Raw genomic sequence first — 21,248 nt, forward strand, 5'->3', positions numbered from 1 at the left:
TGATGCTTGTATGACACCCCCAAGGAGCGCTTCGATGGCCTGGCTGCAACGACTCAACGACCCACAGCGACATTCCCTGGCGGCCAACCTGGCCGACACCTACGCCAGCCTGCTGGCGCGCCTGGGCACGGTCAGCCCGTTCGAGCTGGCGGTGCTCGGGGCCCGCGCCATGCCGACGCCGGGGCTAGCCTTCCTGATCGGCTACCAGGCGGCCCTGCGTGTGCTCTGGCCCAGTGCCCCGGCGAGCCTGGGCGCCTTGTGTGCCAGTGAACGACGCAGCGTACGCCCCGCCGACATGCAGGTACGCCTGGATGACCTGCGCCTGACCGGCAGCAAGGATTTTGTCACCGCCGGGCTGGATGCCGACTGGTTGCTGGTGGCGGCGCGCAGCGAGCCTGCGGGCGACTCACCGCAATTGAGCCTGGCGGTGGTCTATCCCGGTGAGCCAGGAGTACGGCTGGAACCGTTGCCGGCCCTGCCACTGATGCCGGAAGTGGGCCACGCCCGTCTGCACCTGGACCAGGCCTTGTGCGAGCGTCTGGCCGGTGATGGCTGGGATGCTTACGTCAAGCCTTTCCGCTCCCTCGAAGACCTTTATGTGCTCAGTGCCCTGTGCGCCTGGCTGTATGGTGTCGGCCAGGACAGCGGGTGGCCGCAAGGGCTGCAGTTGCGCCTGATCGGCCTGCTGGGGGGCTGCGCCGAGGGCAGTCGGCAGTGCGCCGATTCCAGCGCCTGCCATTTGCTGCTGGGTGGTCTGTTTGCCCAGTTTGCAGCCCTCAAGGATGAGATCAACCAGGCGCTGGGCAGCAGTGGCGGTGAGTGGGCGGCGCTGTGGCAGCGCGACCAGGGCTTGCTGGAAATCGCCAGTGCGGCGCGAGCCAAGCGCCTGGCCAAGGCCTGGGCCAACGCCGGTCTGTCATGATGGGGCGCTAGGCTGGACGGATCCTGGCCTTGAGTGACGCTCCATGAACGCCACACTGCTGGGCATGTTGCTCGGCTTTTCGATCACTAGCACCGTAGCTTTGGGGCAAGAGCGCTGGCCGGTTCCGGACTGGCAACTGGCGCCGGACAGCAACAGTGCTGCCTGGGGCGAGGTGCAGGCCTACGCATTTGCCCCCCGCAACGATCACACCCGGGCAGGCGTACGCACCGATGCCCTGCTGGTGATCAGGGACGGACGCATTGTCTATGAGCACTATGTGCCACCGTCCTCTGCTGCGACCCCTCACCTGACCTGGTCGATCAGCAAGAGCGTGCTGGCTACCGTGCTGGGTGTTGCTCGGCGAGAGGGGCGGTTTGCCCTTGACGACCCGGTCGCCCGCTATTACCCGGTGATGCAAACCCATCCCGACGTTCGTATTGAGGATCTGCTGCACTGGGCCAGCGGTCTGGCTTGGCAGGAAGACTATGAGTACGCCCCGCTCAAGTCTTCGGTGGTGGCCATGCTCTACACCCGTGGGCGAGGTGACATGGCTGGCTACACCGCAGCCCGGCGCGGCGCCATTGAGCCGGGCCAGCGCTTCCTCTATTCCAGTGGTGACAGCAACGTGCTGGCGGCAGCCTTGCGTGGAATCGTCGGCGAGCAAGGCTACGGCGATTATCCCTGGCAAGCGCTGTTCATCCCGCTGGGTATCGAGTCGGCGGTCTGGGAACGGGATACCAGCGGCACCCTGGTCGGTTCGTCGTACCTGTATATGAGTGCCCGTGATCTGGCACGCATCGGTTTGTTGATGCTGCGGGATGGGCGCTGGCAATCGCATCAGGTGCTGCATCGCGACTGGGTGGCGTTCAATCGCAGGTTGTTTACCCATGCCAAGGCCTTGCCTGGTGAAGCCAGCCCGGGTGGCCATTGGTGGCTCAATCAACCCTTGGCCGGCAGCGGGCGGCCCTGGCCGGACGCCCCGGCCGATACCTTTGCAGCGCTGGGGCATTGGGGGCAGGGCTTGTACGTGGTGCCGCAGGAGCAGTTGGTGATCGTGCGCTACGCCGATGACCGTGACGCACAGTTCCAGCACAATGAACTGCTCAAGCGCGTGCTGGCCGTGCGCGCCGAGGACCGACAATGAAGCGCTTCCTGCTGGTACTGGGACTACTGGCGGGTGCCTGGGGCTGGTACGAGCGCCAGGCGCTGGCGGACTTTCCCGGCATCCTCAGCGCCTACTCGGCCAAGGAGTACTGCTCGTGCCGCTTTGTCATGGGCTTCGATGCGCCGTATTGCCGAGGGTATGTAAGTCAGTACCTGCCCTTGAGCCGCCTTGATGAAGATACCCCGGCCCGTGTTGTGACGGCTGTCGGGCTGGGGGTTGCAAATACAGCCAGGTGGCGCGGTGTACGTGAGGGCTGTGGCTTGCTGCCGTGAAGGCAGCCGGGTAAGGTTGACGGCCTCTGTGTTTCAGGATTTCTCATGTTCTCTCTGCCCCGTCTTCTGTTGGCCGCGCTCGCCTTTGTGAGCCTCTCGGCCCAGGCCAACTGGCACCTGGATGGCGAATCGTCCCGCCTGTCGTTCATCTCCAGCAAAAATGGCGATACCGCCGAAGTTCACCGCTTCCTGGTATTGCACGGCAAGGTCGACCGCAAAGGCGCGGCCGAGCTGATGATCGAAATGGACTCCAACAGCAGCGGTGTGCCGCTGCGCGACGAGCGCATGCGCAAGGACCTGTTCGAGTTCGCGCGCTTCCCGGAGGCCAATGTCTATGCGCAGATCGACCTGCGCCCGATCAACGACCTGGCCAATGGTGCCCAGGTTGAGCTGCGCCTGCCGGTGACCGTCAAGCTGCACGGCAAGGAGCACAGCTACAACGCCTTGCTGCTGGCTACGCGCCTGGATGAGCGGCGCTTCCAGGTGGTGACCCTGGAACCGCTGATGGTGCGCGCCGAAGACTTCGATCTGGTGCCGGGCCTTGAAGCGCTGCGCAAGATGGCCGGACTCAAATCCATCAGCCCCTCGGTGCCGGTGTCTGCGGTGCTGATCTTCACGGCGCGCTGATATGGCCGGACCGGTCTTCCCCTGGCGAGACGGCAACCGGTTCGAGTTATTGATCGACGGCCCCGAGTTTTTCCCCCGCATGCTCACCGCTATTGTGCGGGCCGAGCAGCAGGTCGATCTGGAGTTGTACCTGGTAGAGGCGGGCGCCTGTGCCGAGGCCATGGTGCAAGTATTGGTGAATGCCGCCGAACGCGGCGTACAGGTGCGTTGCCTGTTCGATGACTACGGCGCCCTGGCCTTCACCCTCAGCCTTCGCCAGCGCCTGATCGCGGCTGGCGTGGAGCTGCGCTGGTACAACCGTCTGCGCTGGCGCCGCGGCTTTCGCAACCTCTATCGTGATCACCGCAAGTTGCTTCTGGTTGATCAGTCCTGGGCGGTGGTGGGCGGTACCGGTGTCACTGACCAGTTCTGGGTACCGGACGAGGACGTCAGCGAATGGCACGAAGTGATGGTGCAGATGGAAGGGCCGCTGGTAGCCGACTGGCAGATGCTCTTCGATCGCCAGTGGCGCGCCAACCTGCGTCGCACCGCCTGGCGCCCACCCACTCATTTCGGCTTGCCGCGCTTGCCCCATGTGCCCGACAGCGGCCAGGGCATGGGCCGAGTGGCCTATGCAGATGCCCGTCAGCATCGGGATATCCTGCAGTCACTGGTGCGGGCGTTGAACAGCGGTCAACGACGGATCTGGTTGGCCACTCCGTATTTCCTGCCGACCTGGAAAGTGCGTCGGTCCCTGCGTCGTGCAGCGGCCAGGGGGGTGGATGTGCGCCTGTTGCTGACCGGTCCGCGCACCGATCACCCTTCGGTACGCTATGCAGGGCATCGCTATTACCCGCGGCTGCTGCGTGCCGGGGTGACCATCTATGAGTACCAGCCGTGCTTCCTGCACCTGAAAATGGTACTGGTGGACGACTGGGTCAGCATTGGCTCATGCAACTTCGACCACTGGAACCTGCGCTTCAACCTTGAGGCCAACGTCGAGGCATTGGACCCGCCGTTGACGGCAGCGGTGGCGGCGAGCTTCGAGCGCGACTTTGCCCAGAGCCTGTGTATCGACCTTGAACACTGGCATGCGCGGCCGTTGTGGAAACGAGCGCAGCAGCGCTTGTGGGGGTGGCTGGATCGCTTGGTGGTCAACCTGCTGGATCGGCGGGATTGATGTAGGCGCGGGCAAAAAAAACGGCAGGGGTATGGCCCCTGCCGTTTTTTTATCTTCGCAAACCTTGAGGTTTACTTCACTTCCACCGCCAGGCTCTGGGCGATCTTGTTTTGCCAGATCGCAGGACCAGTGATGTGTACCGACTCACCATTGCTGTCGACAGCAACGGTCACCGGCATGTCCTTGACCTCGAACTCGTAGATCGCTTCCATGCCCAGTTCGGCAAAGGCCAGGACCTTGGACTTCTTGATCGCCTGGGCGACCAGGTAGGCAGCGCCACCGACGGCCATCAGGTACACGGCCTTGTTGTCCTTGATCGCTTCGATGGCGGTCGGGCCACGCTCGGACTTGCCAATCATGCCCAGCAGGCCGGTCTGTTCAAGGATCTGGCGGGTGAACTTGTCCATCCGCGTAGCGGTGGTCGGACCGGCCGGGCCCACTACTTCGTCGCCTACCGGATCAACCGGGCCAACGTAGTAGATGAAGCGACCCTTGAGGTCGACCGGCAGTTCCTCGCCCTTGTTGAGCATCTCGACCATGCGCTTGTGCGCAGCGTCGCGACCGGTGAGCATCTTGCCGTTGAGCAGGATGGTCTCGCCCGGCTTCCAGCTCTGTACGTCTTCCGGGGTCAGGGTGTCGAGGTTGACGCGGCGAGCCGATGGACCCGCTTCCCAGACGATTTCCGGGTAAGCGTCCAGCGACGGCGCTTCCAGGTCGGCCGGGCCCGAGCCGTCGAGCACGAAGTGGGCGTGACGGGTGGCGGCACAGTTGGGGATCATGCACACCGGCAACGAGGCGGCGTGAGTCGGGTAGTCCATGATCTTGACGTCGAGCACGGTGGTCAGGCCGCCCAGGCCCTGGGCACCGATGCCCAGCTGGTTGACCTTCTCGAACAGCTCCAGGCGGATCTCTTCGATTCGGTTCTGCGGGCCACGGGCCTTGAGCTCGTGAATGTCGATGGATTCCATCAACACTTCCTTGGCCATGACCGCGGCTTTCTCGGCGGTACCGCCGATGCCGATGCCGAGCATGCCTGGTGGGCACCAGCCAGCACCCATGGTCGGAACGGTCTTCAGTACCCAGTCGACGATCGAGTCGGACGGGTTGAGCATGGCCATTTTCGACTTGTTCTCGGAACCGCCGCCCTTGGCCGCCACGTCCACTTCCACGGTATTGCCCGGGACGATGGAGTAGTGGATGACCGCCGGGGTGTTGTCCTTGGTGTTCTTGCGCGCACCTGCCGGGTCGGCAAGGATGGACGCACGCAGGACGTTCTCTGGCAGGTTGTAGGCGCGGCGCACGCCTTCGTTGATCATGTCGTCCAGGCTCATGGTCGCGCCATCCCAGCGCACGTCCATGCCCACGCGCACGAACACGGTGACGATACCGGTGTCCTGGCAGATCGGGCGGTGGCCGGTGGCGCACATGCGCGAGTTGATCAGGATCTGGGCGATGGAGTCGCGCGCGGCAGGCGACTCTTCACGCAGGTAGGCCTCATGCATGGCCTGGATGAAGTCAACGGGGTGGTAGTACGAAATGAACTGCAGGGCGTCGGCAACGCTCTGAATCAGGTCGTCTTGCTTGATCACGGTCATGCAGCGCGCTCCTCTTAAAGACGGGAACATTCAATAAGGTATTCCGACGCGGACAGGCCGAGGTGTCGAAACGACCTTTCACGGCGCGACGACGGACAGGCCGGCGGCGCAAAAAGGCGCGGCAGTATAGCGCGCATCCGTGCCCGGCACACCTGCGAGTGGTCTGGACGAAGGTCGGCTGCCGGTGGGCACCCTTTTTGCGTGCCAGCGCGGGGCTTTGCCCCTAAAGTGGCGGTTGGCCATGGTGATTGCGAGCGGGAGACGATCAATGCCTGAACTCTGTGTGGGCGAGCGCTGCTGGACGGTGCCGGCGGGCAGCAACCTGCTCGACGCGCTGAACGGCGGTGGATGCTTGGTGCCCTACAGTTGTCGGGCCGGTAGCTGCCACGCCTGCCTGGTGCGCTGCCTTGACGGCGAGCCGGGCGATGCGTTGCCCGGTGCCTTGGGTGCGGACAAGCGCGAGCAGGGCTGGCGCCTGGCCTGCCAGTGCCAGGTTGTAGATGACCTGCGGGTGGCGGTGTTCGATCCGCAGCACGACGGGTTGCCGGCTCGTGTAAGTGAGGTGCAGTGGCTGAGCGCCGGGGTATTGCGCCTGCGTCTGCAGCCTGAGCGCCCCTTGCGCTACCGGGCCGGGCAGCACCTGGTGCTGTGGAGTGCGCAGGGTGTGGCCCGGCCGTACTCGTTGGCCAGCATGCCCGGCGAAGAGCCATTTCTGGAGTTTCACCTCGATTGTCGCCATCCCGGTGCCTTCTGTGACGAGGCGCGTCAGTTGCAGGCCGGTGACGCAGTGCGGCTGGGCGAGCTGCGAGGCGGGGCGCTGCACTACGATGCCGACTGGCAGGAGCGCCCGCTGTGGTTGCTGGCAGCGGGCACGGGGTTGGCGCCGCTCTGGGGCATTGCGCGCGAGGCCTTGCGCCAGGAGCACCACGGGCCGATGCGGTTGTTGCACCTGGCCCACGACAATCAGGCGCACTACCTGGCTGGCGAGCTTGCAGCGCTGGCTGGGCGCCATCCGCAACTTCAGGTCGAACTGTTGACCCCGCAGACGCTGCCCCAGGCGCTGGCAGCCTTGCGGTTGCAATCCAGGCAGACCATTGCGCTGGCGTGTGGCTCGCCCGCCAGCGTCGAGCAATTTGCCCGCCGATTGTTCCTGGCCGGCTTGCCGCGCAACCAGCTGTTCGCCGATACGTTCACAGGCCGCGCCTGAACGGCAGGCATAAAAAAACCGCAGCACAGGCTGCGGTTTTCAGGCTGCGAAGGCCTGATCAGACCAGCGAATCACCGACATGCAGGATCTTCATGCCGTTGGTGCCACCGATGGTGTGGTAGCTGTCGCCTTTGGTCAGGATCACCCAGTCACCTGGCTCGACCAGGCCGCGCTTGAGCAGCTCGTCCACCGCCGCCTGGCTGACTTTTTCCGCCGGCAGGGCCGCCGGGTCGAAGGCAATCGGGTAGACGCCGCGGAACATCGAGGCGCGTGCCTGGGTGGCGCGGTGCGGGGACAGGGCGAAGATCGGCACGTGCGAACGCAGGCGCGACATGATCAGCGGGGTGTAGCCACTTTCGGTGAGGGCGATGATCGCCTTGACGCCTGGGAAGTGGTTGGCCGTGTACATGGCTGCCAGGGCGATGCTTTCGTCGCAACGCTCGAAGCGGGTGTGCAGGCGGTGGCTGGACTTCTGGTTGGTCGGGTGCTTTTCAGCGCCCTGGCAGATGCGGGCCATGGCCTGTACGGCTTCGATCGGGTAGGCGCCGGCGGCGCTTTCGGCCGAGAGCATGACCGCATCGGTGTTATCCAGCACGGCGTTGGCGACGTCCGACACTTCGGCGCGGGTCGGCATCGGGTTCTGGATCATCGACTCCATCATCTGGGTGGCGACGATCACGGCCTTGTTGTTGCGGCGGGCGTGCTGAATGATCTTTTTCTGGATCGCGATCAGCTCGGCGTCGCCGATCTCTACGCCCAGGTCACCACGGGCAACCATTACTGCGTCACTGGCGGCGATCAGGCCGTCGAGGGTTTCATCGTCGGCGACCGCTTCGGCGCGCTCGATCTTGGCCACCAGCCAGGCGCTGCCACCGGCTTCGTCACGCAGGCGACGGGCGTATTCCATGTCGCTTGCGTCACGCGGGAAGGAAACGGCCAGGTAGTCCAGGTCCATTTCTGCAGCCAGCTTGATGTCGGCCTTGTCTTTTTCAGTCAGGGCAGGAGCGGTCAAGCCGCCACCTTTACGGTTGATGCCTTTGTGGTCGGATAGCGGACCGCCGATCAATACCGAGCAGTGCAGGGAGTCGGCAGTGGCGGTTTCAACACGCATCACCACGCGGCCGTCGTCGAGCAGCAACTCGTCGCCGACGCCGCAATCCTTGACCAGGTCCGGATAGTCGATACCGACGATTTCCTGGGTACCTGCGGTCAGCGGGTGAGCGGTGGAGAAGGTGAAGCGATCACCGACTTTGAGTTCGATGCGCTTGTTGGCGAATTTGGCAATACGAATCTTCGGACCTTGCAGGTCGCCCAGCAGCGCCACGTGGCGACCCAGGCGCGCAGCGATCTCTCGGATCAGGCGGGCGCGGGCTTTATGCTCATCGGGGGTGCCGTGAGAGAAGTTCAGGCGGGCGACATCCAGGCCGGCAAGGATCAGTTGCTCGATAACTTCCGGCGAGTTGCTGGCGGGGCCAAGGGTGGCGACGATTTTGGTACGGCGGATGGTCATGCACAGACTCCTATAGTGAAGCGCAGCGAAAGGCTACTCTGGAATTTCGCTGTAGTCATTGTTCCTTTGCACTACCTGCCCGCAGGCCAGGGGGGCGTTTGAACGGTGCCAGGCTTTGGCAGCGACTTCAAATGCAAGTGGAGACGATGTAGCCGCTGGCGATTGCCTGCGATCGACCGCGCAGCGGTCGTGGTTCACGACAGTTGCGCCTACAGAATTTCAGGGTTGGGCCGATACACTGTCCATTGAAGGAGATTCCCCCATGCGAGCCTTGATTGTTCTAGCCCTGGCCACCAGTGTCGTTGGCTGCACCCGCTGGTCGATGGACCATCACCTGAACAATGCCTACCGCGCCTATGATCGCGGCGATTGCGAGAAGGTGATGCTTGAACTGTCCCAGGTCGACCGTACCAGCCGCGCCCGGCCGTTCATTCATCCGGAAGTGTCGATGCTGCGAGGCCAGTGCCTGGAGCGTCAGAAGCTTTATGTCGATGCGGCGCAGACCTACCTGTACCTCATCCAGCGCTACCCGCAGAACGAATACGCCTACCGTGCCCGGGCTCGTTTGCAGACCCTGGAGCAGTTGGGCCACTTCCGCAGTGGCGAGACGGCCATTGCCCGTCCCACCACGACTACGCCTTGGCGTTAATACCAATGTGTGTCCTCGCGGCTGTGACGCAGGGGTAGGATTGGACTAAGCTTGAAGGTGACGTATCCGCGTTCCAGCCGCACTAGCGCGGCCCTGCTATAAGGGTCTTCGACAGCGATTCCGACCATGCTTCACGAGCGCCACATCGAGCGTCATCAGCTCCCTTACTACCTCAAGGTCTTCAACCGCTTTACCGACCAGCCCATTGGCTACCTGGGGAACGTGTCCGAAGACGGCCTGATGCTGATCAGCCAGCTACGGATGCTGATCGGCCCGGATTTCGAGTTGCAACTCAAAGTGCCTGGCCATGATGGTGAGCTGCACCTGATCGACCTCACCGCCAGTTGCCTGTGGAGCCATGAAGACCAGACGCCGGGTCACTATGATTCCGGGTTCATGTTGTTGCAGGCCCCGCGTGAATACGCGCAGTTAGTCAAAGCCTTGCATCATTACTTCAGCTTTCTGCCGTTGAACGCTTCGGCCTGAGACTGGCCGTGACGGGCCAGTGGCCCTAGACTCTGGACGATCTTCTGTTCAGGAACGCCCCGTGAGCTCCAGCATCTTCTGGCACGACTACGAAACCACTGGCATCAACCCGCGTTGCGATCGCCCCTTGCAAGTGGCCGGTGTGCGCACCGACCTCGAGCTGAACGAGATCGAGGCGCCAATCAACCTTTATTGCCAACCCAGCGACGATATCCTGCCGCATCCGGCGGCATGCCTGGTCACTGGTATTACCCCGGCACAACTGGCAAGCCAAGGCTTGAGCGAAGCCGAGTTCATGACCCGTGTGCATGCCGAACTGGCGCGTCCAGGCACGTGCGGGGCGGGTTACAACAGTCTGCGCTTCGATGACGAAGTCACGCGCTACAGCCTGTACCGCAACTTTTTCGACCCCTACGCCCGCGAATGGCAGGGCGGCAACAGCCGCTGGGACCTGATCGATGTGGTGCGCACCGCCTATGCGCTGCGCCCTGACGGCATTGTCTGGCCTGAGCAGGAGGGGCGTACCAGTTTGCGCCTGGAACTTCTGACCGCTGCCAACGGTATTGACCATGGTCAGGCCCATGAGGCCCTCAGCGATGTAAGGGCAACCATTGCACTGGCAAAACTGATCCGCCAGAAACAGCCCAAGCTGTATGAGTGGCTGTTTCAATTACGCAGTAAACAGAAAGTCCTCGATCAGGTTCGTCTACTCCAACCCCTGGTACATATTTCCGGACGTTTCTCTGCGGCGCGACATTATTTGGGTGTTGTCTTGCCGTTGGCCTGGCATCCACGCAACCGCAATGCCTTGATCGTCTGCGATCTGCAAATGGACCCGCAACCCTTGTTGCAGGAGGAAGGCGATGCATTGCGTCAGCGCTTATACACCCGGCGGGAAGAAATGCCTGAAGGGCAATTACCGGTTCCTCTGAAGTTGGTGCATATCAATCGCTGTCCGGTGGTGGCGCCGTTGAATGTATTGCGCCCTGAGGATCAACAGCGCCTGGGGCTGGATATGTCCTTGTTTGAAGTGCGGGCATCCGGCCTGGTGGCGGCGCAGGCAAATTGGCAGGACAAGTTGCAGACTATCTACAGCGAGGAGGCGTTTGCCCCGTGTGAAGATCCCGAGCAGCAGTTGTATGACGGATTTATTGGAGACCGTGATCGTCGCTTGTGCGAGCAAGTGCGTACGGTGGACCCGCATCAATTGGGGCAGGGGCACTGGATGTTCGATGACGAGCGATTGCCCGAATTACTGTTTCGTTACCGCGCCCGTAATTTTATCGAGACCTTGAATGAACAGGAGCGTCAACGTTGGCAACTGTTTTGCCAGCAGCGCCTGACCAACCCTCAGATGGGCGCGCCCAACACGCTGGGCGATTTCGAGCAAGCCTTGCAGGGCTGCTGGGATCAGGCCGATGCCTCCCAGCGTGAGTTGCTCGGCCACTGGCGCACTCACGCCCAGGCGCTGAAGTTGCAGTTCGGTATTTAAGCGATATTGAGCGGCCTGGTCAGACCCAATGAAATAAAAAACGCCAGCATGCTGGCGTTTTTTAGTGGCGTAACATTTGGTCACGCGGTCGGGCAATTAGCCCAACAGGGTTGCCCAGCTTTCAACCTCATCGCCACCCCACTTGGCTTTCCACTCTTTCAGGGTTTTGTGGTTGCCGCCTTTGGTTTCGATGACTTCACCGTTGTGCGGGTTTTTGTATTGCTTGACCTTGCGCGCGCGCTTGGTGCCGGTGGTTTTAACTGCGCCACGTGGGGCTTTGTTCAGTTTGGCTTCCGGGTCCAGCAGGGCAATGATGTCACGCAGCGACTTCGAATATTCGCCCATCAGTGCGCGCAGTTTGCCTTCAAATTCCAGTTCGGTTTTCAGCTTGTCGTCTTGCGACAGGTTCTGCAAACGGGCCTGCAGTTCTTTGATGGCTTCTTCGGTGGCGCGATATTCGTTGATCAGGGACATGTGGCGTTCCTTGGGAATTGAGGTATCAGGTCGACAGTGGGCCAATAATAGTCAGAGCGTACTGCCAAGTAAACATTAAACTTGGCAATTAGCCGGTGCCGCGTTAAATCGACACGATAGATTTCATTAAGAAAAATTTACAAACTAAGACATTCGGATAATGCCTAACTTAACCGCCATGCAGCATGTAACGGGGGCTCGGGCCTGATGCGCTGCTGGCGGGCCGGGCGACAGGGCGCGTGCATTGCCTACTGCAGTTTTTCCGGGCACTCGCTAGAATGTGCGCCTTTGCGAAGTTTCTGGAGTCTCATTCATGCGCACCTACCGGCTGGTGATTGCTTGCCCCGACCGCGTTGGCATCGTCGCCAAAGTCAGTAATTTTCTGGCGTCCTATAACGGCTGGATCAACGAAGCGAGCCATCACTCCGATGAGCAGAGCGGTTGGTTCTTCATGCGCCACGAAATCCGCGCACAGACCCTGCCATTTGGTATCGAGGCGTTTCGCGAGGCGTTTGCGCCGATTGCCGAAGAGTTCTCCATGGTCTGGCGTATTACCGACACCGATCAGAAAAAGCGCGTGGTGCTGATGGCCAGCCGTGAGTCTCACTGCCTGGCCGACCTGTTGCACCGCTGGCACGCCAAGGAGCTGGACTGCGATATCCCGTGCGTCATTTCCAACCACAACGATCTGCGCAGCATGGTCGAGTGGCACGGTATTCCGTTTTTCCACGTCCCGGTCGATCCGCAAGACAAACAGCCGGCCTTCGCCGAGGTCTCGCGCCTGGTCAAGGAACACGGCGCCGATGTCGTGGTGCTGGCCCGCTACATGCAGATCCTGCCACCACAGCTGTGCCAGGAGTATGCCCAGCAGGTCATCAACATTCACCACAGCTTCTTGCCGTCGTTCGTCGGTGCCAAGCCGTACCACCAGGCGTCGCTGCGTGGGGTGAAGCTGATTGGCGCTACCTGCCACTATGTGACCGAAGAGCTGGACGCCGGCCCGATCATCGAGCAGGACGTGGTGCGCGTCAGCCACAGCGACAGTATCGAGGACATGGTGCGTTTCGGCCGTGACGTCGAGAAAATGGTCCTGGCCCGGGGCCTGCGCTATCACCTGGAAGACCGCGTGCTGGTTCATGGCAACAAGACGGTGGTCTTCAACTAAGACCGCCGCATGGAGGTTGCAACATGGCCGATCCCCTCGACAAGGCAACCTCCAAGGCCCCGCCGACCCTTGGCGAGGGCTGCCTCAGCCGCTACGACCCGGATGCACTCGACAGCGAGGACGGCACCGACTTTCCCGGTGCCGCCGAGCTTTGGGAGCAGGTCAAGCCTTCTCGCGACGAACCCGTGTCTGGTTGAAGCGCAAGCGCTCCAGTAGCGGGCGTCCCAGCAGGTAGAGAAACACCGGGCCGCCCGCGATCAAATAGAAGTAATAGGTCACCGCGCGCCAGATCAGAATCGCCGCCGCTGCAGTCGATTTGCCCACGAGGGGCGTCAGCAAGGTAGCCGATGTCAGTTCGGCGGCGCCGGCACCGCCTGGCAACAGGCTGAACTGCCCAGCGCTGAGCGAGAGCATCTGCACCAGAAAGCTCAGTACCCATTGCACGTCTACGCCCAGCCCGCGCAGGGCCAGGTACAGCACGCTATAGCGCAACCCCCAATGCACGCAGGTCAGGGCGAATACCAGCGTGAGCGTACGTTTGGGCAGGCGCCAGGTGTCGGCCAGGGCGCGGAAGAAGTGCAGCACTTTGCGCGTCCAGCGCCGACGTCGCGGCGCCGATATCTTCAGCCGGCGCAACAGTCGCCCATTGACCCGCAGCAACGCCCGCCGACATTTCACCAGCGCTACTCCAGCCACCAGCATTCCGAACATCAGCAGCGCGCTGCCCGCCAACATGCCTTCGAGGCTTCGACCCAGGCTGTGGAACAGGGCATAGCCGGCAATCCCCAGCATGGCGCAGAGAAAGAACAGTAAATCGTTGATCTGGTCGGCGGCAAACACCGCCCCGCTGCGAGCGGGGCCGATCCGGTCACGGGCCAGCAGAGCCATCAGGGCCAGTGGCCCGCCGCTGCCGCCTGGGGTGGTGCAGATGGCAAACTCGGTGGCCATGATCACCCCCAGGCTTCGTACACGGCCCAGATTCGACCCCTGGCTGCCGAGTAACAGCCGCAGGCGGATGGCATTGATGATCCAGCAGAGCAGGATCATGCCCAGCAAGCCAAGCATCAGCCCGGGCGCAAAGGCACGCAGGCGGGTCAGCAGGTCGCTGCCACCGAGCAACGCCGGTACCAGCAGCGCAAGGATGAGCGCAAAGAGCAACCACGCCAGGCGCTTCACGATGCCAGCCAGGCTGATTTGGTCAGGGGAGTACGGCCTTGTTGCAACAACTGCTGCAAGGTTCGCATCCAGTACTGGCGGGAAAAACCGTGGCGCATATCTACCGGGTGCAAGCCCAGGCGAATCACGGGGGCTTGCTCAAGGCGCGCGGCCTGAAGCTCGCAGGCAATCCGCGACAATCCCCGTCGCCAGCTGCTGCGGGCACTCCACACAAGTCCGGGGGCCGCGACGGGGGAGAAGTGCGGCAATCGATAGAGGTGACGCGGGTCACTGGTGTACTGCAACGGCAACCTCCGCAGGGCCTGGCGAGTGCCCTCGCTCATCAACCAGGCCGGGGCGACGAAGCCTGCCAACGGCCAGTCGAATCGCTCGAACAGCGCCATGCCGGCCTGCAAGCGCTCCAGGGCAGTCGCCTGGTCGAGGCTATAGAACTCGCCTTCGTGGGTGTAGACGCGACGCATGAACCAGTTACCCGGCGAGTGCGGGGCCGGGCTGTCATCTAGGTGGTAATAGCCATGCAGGACCAGTTCGTCACCGCGATGCAGGCGCCAGTCCAGCAGTCGGCGAAAATGTTTGGCCTGTATCAGCGGGTCGCGCTTGTGAAAGTCGGGTACCACCAGCCAGGTCAGGGGGATGTTGCCCAAGGCATCCACTGCTTCGACGAATGGCTGGTAGTCCGGCCAGGTATGGGGCGCCACGTCGTGCAGCACCAGCAGCAGGCTGCGTCGGCTGTCAGTAAGGTCAGGCATGGGCACGTACCGGCAGGCTATAGCCGAGCACCGCACGGTAGTGGGCCAGCAGGCCGTTGACCACCGTGTCCCAGGCGTAATGCTGCTCGGCATGCAGGCGTCCTTGTTGGCCAAGCTGCGCGGCGCCTTGCTCGAAAACCTCCCGCACGGCCCTGGCCATGGCCAAGCCGTCATTGGGTTGGCACAGGCGGCCGAAGCGCTCGTCGACAATTTCCTCGAATGCGCCGGCCGCTACCGCAATCACCGGAATTGCACTGGCCATGGCCTCGAGAATCACCAGGCCGAAGGTCTCCTGATCGCCGGCATGGACCAGGGCATCGGCGCTGGCCAGTAGCCGCGCGACTTCATTGGCGGGGCAGAAGTGGTCGATGACTGTGACATTGGCTGGAACCATGGCGGGCATGTGCGAGCCGACCAGCAACAGGTGATAGTGCTTGCCCAGGCGCCTCATGCAGTCGAGCAGCACCGGCAGGTTTTTCTCTCGCGAGCCGCGGCCTGCAAACACCAGCAGGTGGGTGTTGTCGGCAATGTTCAACTGTTGGCGCACCGTGTTATCGCGGTGACGCGGGTGAAAGGCCGTGAGGTCGACGCCCAGGCGTTGTACATGAACGTTGTCGATACCCAGGCCTCGCAGTTTGTTGGCCATCACCTGGCTTGGGGCCAGGACCCGGTCGAAATTGCCGTACAGCTTGCTGACATAGGCTTCGACATTGGGAGTGAACCAGTTACCCATGCGGTTGCTGACCAGCAGCGGCAGATCGGAATGATAAAAGCCGATCACCGGCACATCGAGCTGGCGCCGCGCATCCAGGGCCGCCCAGGCGGTCAGGTAGGGGTCGCCGACCTCGATCAGGTCGGGTTGCAGATCGTGCAGCACGTTGCGCCAGGGGGCCAGGCGCAACGGGAAGCGGTAACCGTTACCGAAGGGCAGGGCCGGGGCGGGCACGTGGTAGATGCCATTGGCATGACTGGCGCTGGCGCCGGGAATCAACAGGCTGTGGCGGACATCGGGGGTGAGTCCAAGGCGGCGATGTTTGGCATCAAGATAAGTACGCACGCCGCCGCTGGCGGGGGCGTAGAACATGGTGATGTCAGCGATGTGCACGATCAGCATCCCTCCGAGATCGCATTCAGAGTGTGTCATCAGGCATTGGCATGCACCTGAGGACGCGCCCTAAGGTTGACCTCTGTTAAGGATAGTTTGTTCGATCGGGCTTAAGGGGAGGGGCAGCGGCGGGCGCGGCTGCCCCGGGCGCTTAGATGCGGAAGCTGCCCACCAGCTGTTTCAGACGGCTGGCTTGTTGCTCGAGGTCGGCGCAGGCGCGCAGGGTCGATTGCAGGTTCTCGACCCCTTCCTGGTTGAGCATGTTGATCTCGTTGATGTCCATGTTGATCGAGTCGACCACGGCCGTCTGCTCCTCGGTGGCAGTGGCCACCGACTGGTTCATGCCGTCGATCTCGCCGATGCGCAACGTGACGCTGCCCAGGCGCTCGCCGGCCTGGTTGGCGATTTCCACGCTGTCCTGGCTGTGGCGTTGGCTCTGGCCCATGGTATCGACCGACTCGCGCGCCCCTACCTGCAGCTCTTCGATCATGTTCTGTACCTGTTGTGCCGACTCTTGGGTGCGATGGGCGAGGTTGCGAACCTCGTCGGCGACCACGGCAAATCCGCGTCCGGCTTCACCGGCCCGCGCCGCTTCAATGGCGGCGTTGAGGGCGAGCAGATTGGTCTGCTGGGAAATGCTGGTGATCACTTCGAGGATTTGGCCGATGTTCACCGTCTTGCTGTTGAGCGTCTCGATGTGCGAGCTGGAGGTGCAGATCAAATCCGACAGACGGTTCATCGCCGCGATGCTGCGATCGACCACCTGCTGGCCTTCCTCGGCCAGGTGACGGGCAGAGCTTGCCTGCTGCGAAGCTTGCGCGGCGTTGTGGGCAATTTCCTGGGCGGCGGCGCCGAGCTGGTTGATGGCAGCGGCCACGCTGTTGGTGCGGTTGGACTGCTCGTCGGAGTTGACCATCGAGGAGTTGGAGGCGCTGACCACCCGCAGGGCGACTTCGTTGACCTGCTCGGTTGCTGACGACACTTCACGAATCGAGCCGTGGATACGTTCCACGAAGCGGTTGAATGCCGTGCCCAGGGTGCCGAATTCGTCGTGGTTGTGGATGGTCAGGCGTTTGGTCAGGTCGCCTTCGCCTTCGGCGATGTCTTCCATGGCCCGGGTCATGGTGTGCAGCGGTTGCAGCAACACGCGGATCAACAGGCCGAGCAGGGCGATGATGATCGCCACGGCCACCAGGGTGGCGATCACCGCCGAGGTGCGGAACTCGCTGAGCATTGCATAGGCTTTGTCTTTATCGACAGACAGGCCGATGTACCAGTTGGCCGAGGGCAGGCCCTTGACCGGGGCGAAGGTCAGCAGGCGGGTTTCGCCGTTGAGCTGGACTTCGCTGAGGTCCTTGGTCAGGCGCGGGGTGTTCTGCGGGAACAGGTCCGACAGCGACTTCATCACCAGGTCCTTGTCCGGGTGGACCAGGATTTTGCCCTGTTCGTTGACCAGGAAGGCGTAGCCCATGCCGCCGAAATTCAGCGAGTTGATGATTTCTACCAGGCCGTCCAGCGCCAGGTCGCCACCCACCACGCCGACATTGCGTGCGGCGGTGGCGACGACTGATATCACCATCTTGCCGGTGCTGACATCAATGTAGGGTTCAGTCAGGATCGGTCCGTTGGCAGCCATGCCGTCCTTGTACCAGGGGCGAACGCGTGGGTCGTAGCCATCGGGCATTTTGGTTTGCGGGCGAATGGTGAAACCACCGTTGACGTCACCCAGGTAGATCGTCAGAAAACTTGAGACCAGTGCTTGCTGACCGAGCAACGTGCCGATGTGTTCGGCATCGGGGTAGGTGGCAATGTTTTGTGCCACGTTTTGAACCAGGAGGATGCGGCCATCAAAAAGGCTCTTGATAGTGGTCGAAGTGCTGTCGCCCATCTCGGCAAGATAACTTTCCAGATCTTCGCGAATAGCATTACGCTGCAAGAAATCGTTGTACAAAGTAAAGAGTGTGAACGCGATCATGACGATCAGAGAAGCGGCCAGAAGGATCTTGTGGCTGAATCGGAGGCTTTTGTTCATAACGTGTCGGTCCGCTAAGGTTTTGTTATCCGGGTTCGTTCGCACAAAGAACAGTTTGAAAGCAGTGCAGGTCCCCTTTCCTTATCGGGCTATTCCTGTCTTTCTGGTGGTCTATCGCTAACTTGATATCGGCCGCTTCGAGCCAAAGCTTAAACAGAGGGTAAAAATACATGCCTGACTCTTCGCAGTTCATGCTCGGCGCGGATCTTGCCGGTCAACCGGTGTCCCAGGCCATGCGCCTGGCCAACCGCCATGGGTTGATCGCTGGCGCCACCGGCACTGGCAAGACCGTGACCCTGCAGCACATGGCCGAGGCCTTCAGCGATGCCGGCGTGGCGGTGTTCGCCGCCGACGTCAAAGGCGACCTGTGTGGCCTGGGCGCCGTGGGCAATCCGCAGGGCAAGGTGGCCGAGCGTATTGCCGGGATGCCCTGGCTCGAGCACCGGCCGCAGGCATACCCGGTCAGTCTGTGGGATATCCACGGCCAATCCGGCCATCCCTTGCGCACCACCCTCAGTGAAATGGGCCCGCTGCTGCTGGGCAACCTGTTGGAACTGAGCGACTCCCAGCAGGCTGCGCTCTATGCCGCCTTCAAGGTGGCCGACCGTGAAGGTCTGCTGCTGCTTGATATCAAGGATCTCAAGGCACTGCTGGCACATCTGAAGGACAACCCGCAGTTGCTGGGCGAAGACAGTGCGCTGATGACGACCGGCTCCAGCCAGGCGCTGTTGCGGCGCCTGGCCACCCTCGAGCAGCAGGGCGCCGAAGCGCTGTTTGGCGAACCGGCGCTGCAGTTGGAAGATATCCTGCGCCCGGATGCCGATGGTCGCGGGCGCATTCACCTGCTGGATGCCAGCCGCCTGGTGCATGAGGCGCCGAAGGTATATGCGACCTTCCTGCTGTGGCTGCTGGCCGAACTGTTCGAGCAACTGCCCGAGCGCGGCGATGCCGACAAACCATTGCTGGCATTGTTCTTCGATGAAGCGCACCTGTTGTTCAACGGCACGCCCAAGGCCTTGCAGGACCGGCTGGAGCAGGTGGTGCGGCTGATCCGTTCCAAAGGTGTCGGGGTGTACTTCGTCACCCAGTCGCCGAGTGACCTGCCTGATGATGTCCTGGCGCAGTTGGGCCTGCGTGTCCAGCATGGCCTGCGGGCGTTCACCGCCAAGGAGCAGAAGTCGTTGAGGGCCGTGGCAGAGGGTTTTCGTCCCAACCCTGCGTTCGACACCTTGAGTGTGCTGACCGAGCTTGGCATCGGTGAAGCGCTGGTGGGCACCCTGCAGGAAAAAGGCACGCCGGGCATGGTCCAACGGGTGCTGATCGCGCCGCCGCAGTCACGGATCGGACCCTTGAGCGCCGCCGAACGCACCGCGTTGGTTGCATCCTCTGCGCTGGGCGGGCGCTACGACAAACCCGTTGACCGTGAGTCGGCCTACGAAATGCTCACCGCGCGAAAGGGCGAAGCACCGACACCCGGGCAAGCGCCGGCTGCCGCAGAGGAGAGCCTGGCCGACAAAGCCGGTGAGTTCCTGCAGAGTGCCGCGGGGCAAGCGATCAAGTCGGCGGTGCGTCAGGCCGCCAACCAGTTTGGTCGTCAGCTGGTGCGTGGCTTGATGGGGTCGTTGCTGGGCGGCAGCAAGAAGCGCTGAATCGCAGGCATGAAAAAGGCGCCTTGAAGGCGCCTTTTTCAATGCGGGACAGTTCAGACGATGAACTTGGTCGCCAACCAGAACAAGGCTGCCGACAGACCCACGGTTGCCGGCAGGGTCAGTACCCAGGCCAGCAGGATGGTGCGCACGGTGCCGCCTTGCAGGCCGCTTTTGTTCGCGACCATGGTACCAGCCACGCCCGACGACAATACGTGGGTGGTCGACACTGGTAGGCTGAAGATGTTGGCCATGCCGATGGCACACGCCGCGGTGATCTGTGCCGACATGCCCTGGGCATAGGTCATGCCCTGCTTGCCGATCTTCTCACCGATGGTCAGTACCACGCGCTTCCAACCAACCATGGTACCCAGGCCCAGGGCCAGGGCAACGGCGATGATCACCCAGAATGGGGCGTATTCGGTGGTGGCGGTCAGGTCCTTGCGCAGTTTGTCCAGGTCAGCCTTTTCACGTGCCTGCAGGCCCGGCAGCTTGCCTACCTTCTTGGCCGTGTCGTCCAGGCAGAGCAGGTAGCGACGCACTTCGATGCGCTTTTCAGGCGTCAGCGAACGGTACTCGGTCACGCCCTTGAGCGAGTGCAGCAAGGCGTTGATGGTCGGCTCGGTCTGCTGCGGGTTGCAACTGAACTGCTCCGGCAGGTCGCCATCCTGAGCTTTGCCCAGGGCCAGGAACTCACCCAGGGTAGCTTCGTTGCGCTGGTAGAACTGGCTCAGGTGCAGGGTGGCGTCGCGGGTACGCTCGATCTGGTAGGTGGTGCTGTTGAGGTCCAGGACGAACTGCGCAGGAACGATACCGATGAGCACCAGCATGATCAGGCCGATGCCTTTCTGGCCATCGTTGGAGCCATGCACGAAGCTGACCGCCATGGCCGAGATCACCAGAACCAGACGGTTCCAGAACGGCGGGTGCTTTTTATCGTCGAGTTTGCGGCGCTGTTCAGGCGTCTTGTGCATCTTCGACAGCGGGCGCCACCATTTCAGGCCCAGCAACACCAGGGCTGCCACGGCAAAACCGGCCATGGGCGAGAGCACCAGGGACATGCCGATATCGATAGCTTTCTGCCAGTTGACCCCGTCACCCAATGGAATGTCGCTGATCAGGGCGTTGGCAAGGCCTACACCGAGGATCGAACCGATCAGGGTATGAGAGCTGGACGCCGGAATTCCGAAGTACCAGGTACCCAGGTTCCAGGCGATGGCTGCGGCCAGCAGGGAGAAGACCATGGCCAGGCCGTGGCCTGTGTTCACATTGATCAGCAGCTCTACCGGCAACAGGTGAACGATGGCATAGGCCACCCCGACACCGCCGAGCAGAACGCCGAGGAAGTTGAACACCCCGGAGAAGAACACCGCCAGGTGAGGCGGCATGGCTTTGGTATAAATGACTGTAGCTACCGCGTTGGCGGTGTCATGAAAGCCATTAATGAACTCGAAGGCGAGTACGAAGGTCAAAGCGAGCAGCAAGCTCACCAGTACCCAGGCATCAAGTCCGCTGAATAAATCGATCATGAAGGTTTTCTGACCCGGTCATAAGGGGGCGCGATTATGCCAGAAAAGCCTGTTAATCGATGCACTTGCTGCCGACCGGTTTACGCCGTTGCGACGCTGTCCCTCGGGTTAAAGTGTCGGGAACGATCAGGAAAACCCCCTCTAAAATCGGTAAAAATCCAGAAAATTTAAGGGTTTACGTTGTTGGTTGGCTGTAATGAAAAATTCAAACAACTGTATTAAATTTGTGAGATTACGTTACCAGTCACTGTAGGTCGCGTAACGATCGGTCTTGAGAATTTCGACCAC

General features: G+C 61.9%; 20 protein-coding genes and 1 pseudogene. 12 read left to right on the plus strand and 9 right to left on the minus strand.

Features of this window, described 5'->3' with window-relative positions; translation table 11 throughout:
• Positions 1 to 34: 34 nt before the first annotated feature.
• The 5 genes from H621_RS0110410 (at position 35) to H621_RS0110430 (ending at position 4,145) form a co-directional block, all read left to right on the plus strand.
• Positions 35 to 922 carry an acyl-CoA dehydrogenase middle domain-containing protein gene (locus tag H621_RS0110410; RefSeq protein WP_028943339.1) on the plus strand — a complete coding sequence of 296 codons (888 nt, stop codon included), beginning with the start codon at positions 35 to 37 and terminating at the stop codon, positions 920 to 922.
• A gap of 64 nt (positions 923 to 986) precedes the next feature.
• Positions 987 to 2,066, plus strand: coding sequence for a serine hydrolase domain-containing protein (locus H621_RS0110415; protein ID WP_051270514.1), 1,080 nt, complete (start codon positions 987 to 989; stop codon positions 2,064 to 2,066).
• The gene (locus tag H621_RS0110420) at positions 2,063 to 2,359 is read left to right on the plus strand and encodes a hypothetical protein (RefSeq protein WP_028943341.1); all 297 of its coding nucleotides are present in this window, start codon (positions 2,063 to 2,065) and stop codon (positions 2,357 to 2,359) included. The genes H621_RS0110415 and H621_RS0110420 overlap by 4 nt, the downstream gene beginning before the upstream one ends.
• Before the next feature lie 45 nt (positions 2,360 to 2,404).
• Entirely contained in the window at positions 2,405 to 2,986 is a 582-nt protein-coding gene (locus H621_RS0110425; RefSeq protein ID WP_028943342.1) for a YceI family protein, read from the plus strand.
• A gap of 1 nt (position 2,987) precedes the next feature.
• A complete protein-coding gene (locus H621_RS0110430) occupies positions 2,988 to 4,145 on the plus strand; it encodes a phospholipase D-like domain-containing protein (RefSeq protein ID WP_028943343.1) in 1,158 nt (385 codons plus the stop codon).
• Between the two features lie 71 nt (positions 4,146 to 4,216).
• Here the strand turns inward: H621_RS0110430 and H621_RS0110435 are convergent, their stop codons facing one another.
• Positions 4,217 to 5,740, minus strand: a complete 1,524-nt coding sequence (locus H621_RS0110435; protein ID WP_028943344.1) for a fumarate hydratase — start codon at positions 5,738 to 5,740, stop codon at positions 4,217 to 4,219.
• Between the two features lie 268 nt (positions 5,741 to 6,008).
• Here H621_RS0110435 and H621_RS0110440 point away from each other — a divergent pair, with 268 nt between their 5' ends.
• Positions 6,009 to 6,947, plus strand: a complete 939-nt coding sequence (locus H621_RS0110440; RefSeq protein ID WP_028943345.1) for an iron-sulfur-binding ferredoxin reductase — start codon at positions 6,009 to 6,011, stop codon at positions 6,945 to 6,947.
• A 58-nt stretch (positions 6,948 to 7,005) separates the two neighbouring features.
• On the opposite strand, the gene pyk is transcribed toward H621_RS0110440, so the two are convergent.
• Positions 7,006 to 8,457, minus strand: a complete 1,452-nt coding sequence (gene pyk, locus H621_RS0110445) for a pyruvate kinase (protein ID WP_028943346.1) — start codon at positions 8,455 to 8,457, stop codon at positions 7,006 to 7,008.
• A 262-nt stretch (positions 8,458 to 8,719) separates the two neighbouring features.
• Between pyk and H621_RS0110450 the strand changes: the two genes are divergently transcribed.
• From H621_RS0110450 to sbcB, 3 genes are all read left to right on the plus strand, one after another.
• Entirely contained in the window at positions 8,720 to 9,106 is a 387-nt protein-coding gene (locus H621_RS0110450; RefSeq protein ID WP_028943347.1) for a tetratricopeptide repeat protein, read from the plus strand.
• 126 nt (positions 9,107 to 9,232) lie between these two features.
• On the plus strand, positions 9,233 to 9,592 hold the full coding sequence (locus tag H621_RS0110455; protein ID WP_028943348.1) for a PilZ domain-containing protein: 360 nt from the start codon (positions 9,233 to 9,235) through the stop codon (positions 9,590 to 9,592).
• Positions 9,593 to 9,653: 61 nt separating this feature from the next.
• Positions 9,654 to 11,084, plus strand: coding sequence for an exodeoxyribonuclease I (gene sbcB, locus H621_RS0110460; protein ID WP_028943349.1), 1,431 nt, complete (start codon positions 9,654 to 9,656; stop codon positions 11,082 to 11,084).
• 96 nt (positions 11,085 to 11,180) lie between these two features.
• On the opposite strand, the gene mvaT is transcribed toward sbcB, so the two are convergent.
• The gene (gene mvaT / locus H621_RS0110465; RefSeq protein WP_028943350.1) at positions 11,181 to 11,558 is read right to left on the minus strand and encodes a histone-like nucleoid-structuring protein MvaT; all 378 of its coding nucleotides are present in this window, start codon (positions 11,556 to 11,558) and stop codon (positions 11,181 to 11,183) included.
• A gap of 313 nt (positions 11,559 to 11,871) precedes the next feature.
• Here mvaT and purU point away from each other — a divergent pair, with 313 nt between their 5' ends.
• Together purU and H621_RS28715 are read left to right on the plus strand one after the other, a co-directional pair.
• Positions 11,872 to 12,723, plus strand: coding sequence for a formyltetrahydrofolate deformylase (gene purU / locus H621_RS0110470; protein ID WP_028943351.1), 852 nt, complete (start codon positions 11,872 to 11,874; stop codon positions 12,721 to 12,723).
• 23 nt (positions 12,724 to 12,746) lie between these two features.
• Positions 12,747 to 12,920 carry a hypothetical protein gene (locus tag H621_RS28715; RefSeq protein ID WP_167332101.1) on the plus strand — a complete coding sequence of 58 codons (174 nt, stop codon included), beginning with the start codon at positions 12,747 to 12,749 and terminating at the stop codon, positions 12,918 to 12,920.
• On the opposite strand, the gene gpgF is transcribed toward H621_RS28715, so the two are convergent.
• The 5 genes and pseudogenes from gpgF to H621_RS29220 all read right to left on the minus strand — a co-directional run.
• Entirely contained in the window at positions 12,886 to 13,899 is a 1,014-nt protein-coding gene (gene gpgF / locus H621_RS0110480; RefSeq protein ID WP_028943352.1) for a glucosaminyl phosphatidylglycerol flippase, read from the minus strand. The two genes, H621_RS28715 and gpgF, sit on opposite strands and share 35 nt — an antisense overlap.
• On the minus strand, positions 13,896 to 14,648 hold the full coding sequence (gene gpgD / locus H621_RS0110485; protein WP_028943353.1) for an N-acetylglucosaminyl phosphatidylglycerol deacetylase: 753 nt from the start codon (positions 14,646 to 14,648) through the stop codon (positions 13,896 to 13,898). Before gpgD ends, gpgF begins: the two co-directional genes overlap by 4 nt.
• Positions 14,641 to 15,762, minus strand: coding sequence for an N-acetylglucosaminyl phosphatidylglycerol synthase (gpgS, locus tag H621_RS0110490; RefSeq protein ID WP_028943354.1), 1,122 nt, complete (start codon positions 15,760 to 15,762; stop codon positions 14,641 to 14,643). Before gpgS ends, gpgD begins: the two co-directional genes overlap by 8 nt.
• Before the next feature lie 142 nt (positions 15,763 to 15,904).
• On the minus strand, positions 15,905 to 16,669 hold the full coding sequence (locus H621_RS29215) for a methyl-accepting chemotaxis protein (RefSeq protein ID WP_371261989.1): 765 nt from the start codon (positions 16,667 to 16,669) through the stop codon (positions 15,905 to 15,907).
• A 93-nt stretch (positions 16,670 to 16,762) separates the two neighbouring features.
• Positions 16,763 to 17,785, minus strand: a pseudogene (locus H621_RS29220) (HAMP domain-containing protein); the annotation flags it as partial.
• Positions 17,786 to 17,955: 170 nt separating this feature from the next.
• On the opposite strand from H621_RS29220, the gene H621_RS0110505 reads away from it, so the two are divergent.
• Positions 17,956 to 19,434, plus strand: a complete 1,479-nt coding sequence (locus tag H621_RS0110505) for a helicase HerA-like domain-containing protein (RefSeq protein ID WP_028943356.1) — start codon at positions 17,956 to 17,958, stop codon at positions 19,432 to 19,434.
• A 53-nt stretch (positions 19,435 to 19,487) separates the two neighbouring features.
• Here the strand turns inward: H621_RS0110505 and H621_RS0110510 are convergent, their stop codons facing one another.
• Complete coding sequence (locus tag H621_RS0110510) at positions 19,488 to 20,960, minus strand: inorganic phosphate transporter (RefSeq protein WP_028943357.1); 1,473 nt, start codon at positions 20,958 to 20,960, stop codon at positions 19,488 to 19,490.
• Between the last annotated feature and the right edge of the window lie 288 nt (positions 20,961 to 21,248).

It is taken from the genome of Pseudomonas vranovensis DSM 16006 (assembly GCF_000425805.1).
Classification (GTDB): domain Bacteria; phylum Pseudomonadota; class Gammaproteobacteria; order Pseudomonadales; family Pseudomonadaceae; genus Aquipseudomonas; species Aquipseudomonas vranovensis.

What these genes read in the sequence shown, in the direction of transcription:
- H621_RS0110435 (WP_028943344.1), bottom strand. Translation starts at nt 5,740, where the DNA reads ATGACCGTGATCAAGCAAGACGACCTGATTCAGAGCGTTGCCGACGCC.
- H621_RS28715 (WP_167332101.1), top strand. Translation starts at nt 12,747, where the DNA reads ATGGCCGATCCCCTCGACAAGGCAACCTCCAAGGCCCCGCCGACCCTT.
- H621_RS0110505 (WP_028943356.1), top strand. Translation starts at nt 17,956, where the DNA reads ATGCCTGACTCTTCGCAGTTCATGCTCGGCGCGGATCTTGCCGGTCAA.
- purU (WP_028943351.1), top strand. Translation starts at nt 11,872, where the DNA reads ATGCGCACCTACCGGCTGGTGATTGCTTGCCCCGACCGCGTTGGCATC.
- H621_RS29215 (WP_371261989.1), bottom strand. Translation starts at nt 16,669, where the DNA reads ATGGTCAACTCCGACGAGCAGTCCAACCGCACCAACAGCGTGGCCGCT.
- pyk (WP_028943346.1), bottom strand. Translation starts at nt 8,457, where the DNA reads ATGACCATCCGCCGTACCAAAATCGTCGCCACCCTTGGCCCCGCCAGC.
- gpgD (WP_028943353.1), bottom strand. Translation starts at nt 14,648, where the DNA reads ATGCCTGACCTTACTGACAGCCGACGCAGCCTGCTGCTGGTGCTGCAC.
- H621_RS0110510 (WP_028943357.1), bottom strand. Translation starts at nt 20,960, where the DNA reads ATGATCGATTTATTCAGCGGACTTGATGCCTGGGTACTGGTGAGCTTG.
- H621_RS0110415 (WP_051270514.1), top strand. Translation starts at nt 987, where the DNA reads ATGTTGCTCGGCTTTTCGATCACTAGCACCGTAGCTTTGGGGCAAGAG.
- H621_RS0110430 (WP_028943343.1), top strand. Translation starts at nt 2,988, where the DNA reads ATGGCCGGACCGGTCTTCCCCTGGCGAGACGGCAACCGGTTCGAGTTA.
- H621_RS0110450 (WP_028943347.1), top strand. Translation starts at nt 8,720, where the DNA reads ATGCGAGCCTTGATTGTTCTAGCCCTGGCCACCAGTGTCGTTGGCTGC.
- mvaT (WP_028943350.1), bottom strand. Translation starts at nt 11,558, where the DNA reads ATGTCCCTGATCAACGAATATCGCGCCACCGAAGAAGCCATCAAAGAA.
- H621_RS0110425 (WP_028943342.1), top strand. Translation starts at nt 2,405, where the DNA reads ATGTTCTCTCTGCCCCGTCTTCTGTTGGCCGCGCTCGCCTTTGTGAGC.
- H621_RS0110420 (WP_028943341.1), top strand. Translation starts at nt 2,063, where the DNA reads ATGAAGCGCTTCCTGCTGGTACTGGGACTACTGGCGGGTGCCTGGGGC.
- H621_RS0110455 (WP_028943348.1), top strand. Translation starts at nt 9,233, where the DNA reads ATGCTTCACGAGCGCCACATCGAGCGTCATCAGCTCCCTTACTACCTC.
- gpgS (WP_028943354.1), bottom strand. Translation starts at nt 15,762, where the DNA reads ATGCTGATCGTGCACATCGCTGACATCACCATGTTCTACGCCCCCGCC.
- H621_RS0110440 (WP_028943345.1), top strand. Translation starts at nt 6,009, where the DNA reads ATGCCTGAACTCTGTGTGGGCGAGCGCTGCTGGACGGTGCCGGCGGGC.
- H621_RS0110410 (WP_028943339.1), top strand. Translation starts at nt 35, where the DNA reads ATGGCCTGGCTGCAACGACTCAACGACCCACAGCGACATTCCCTGGCG.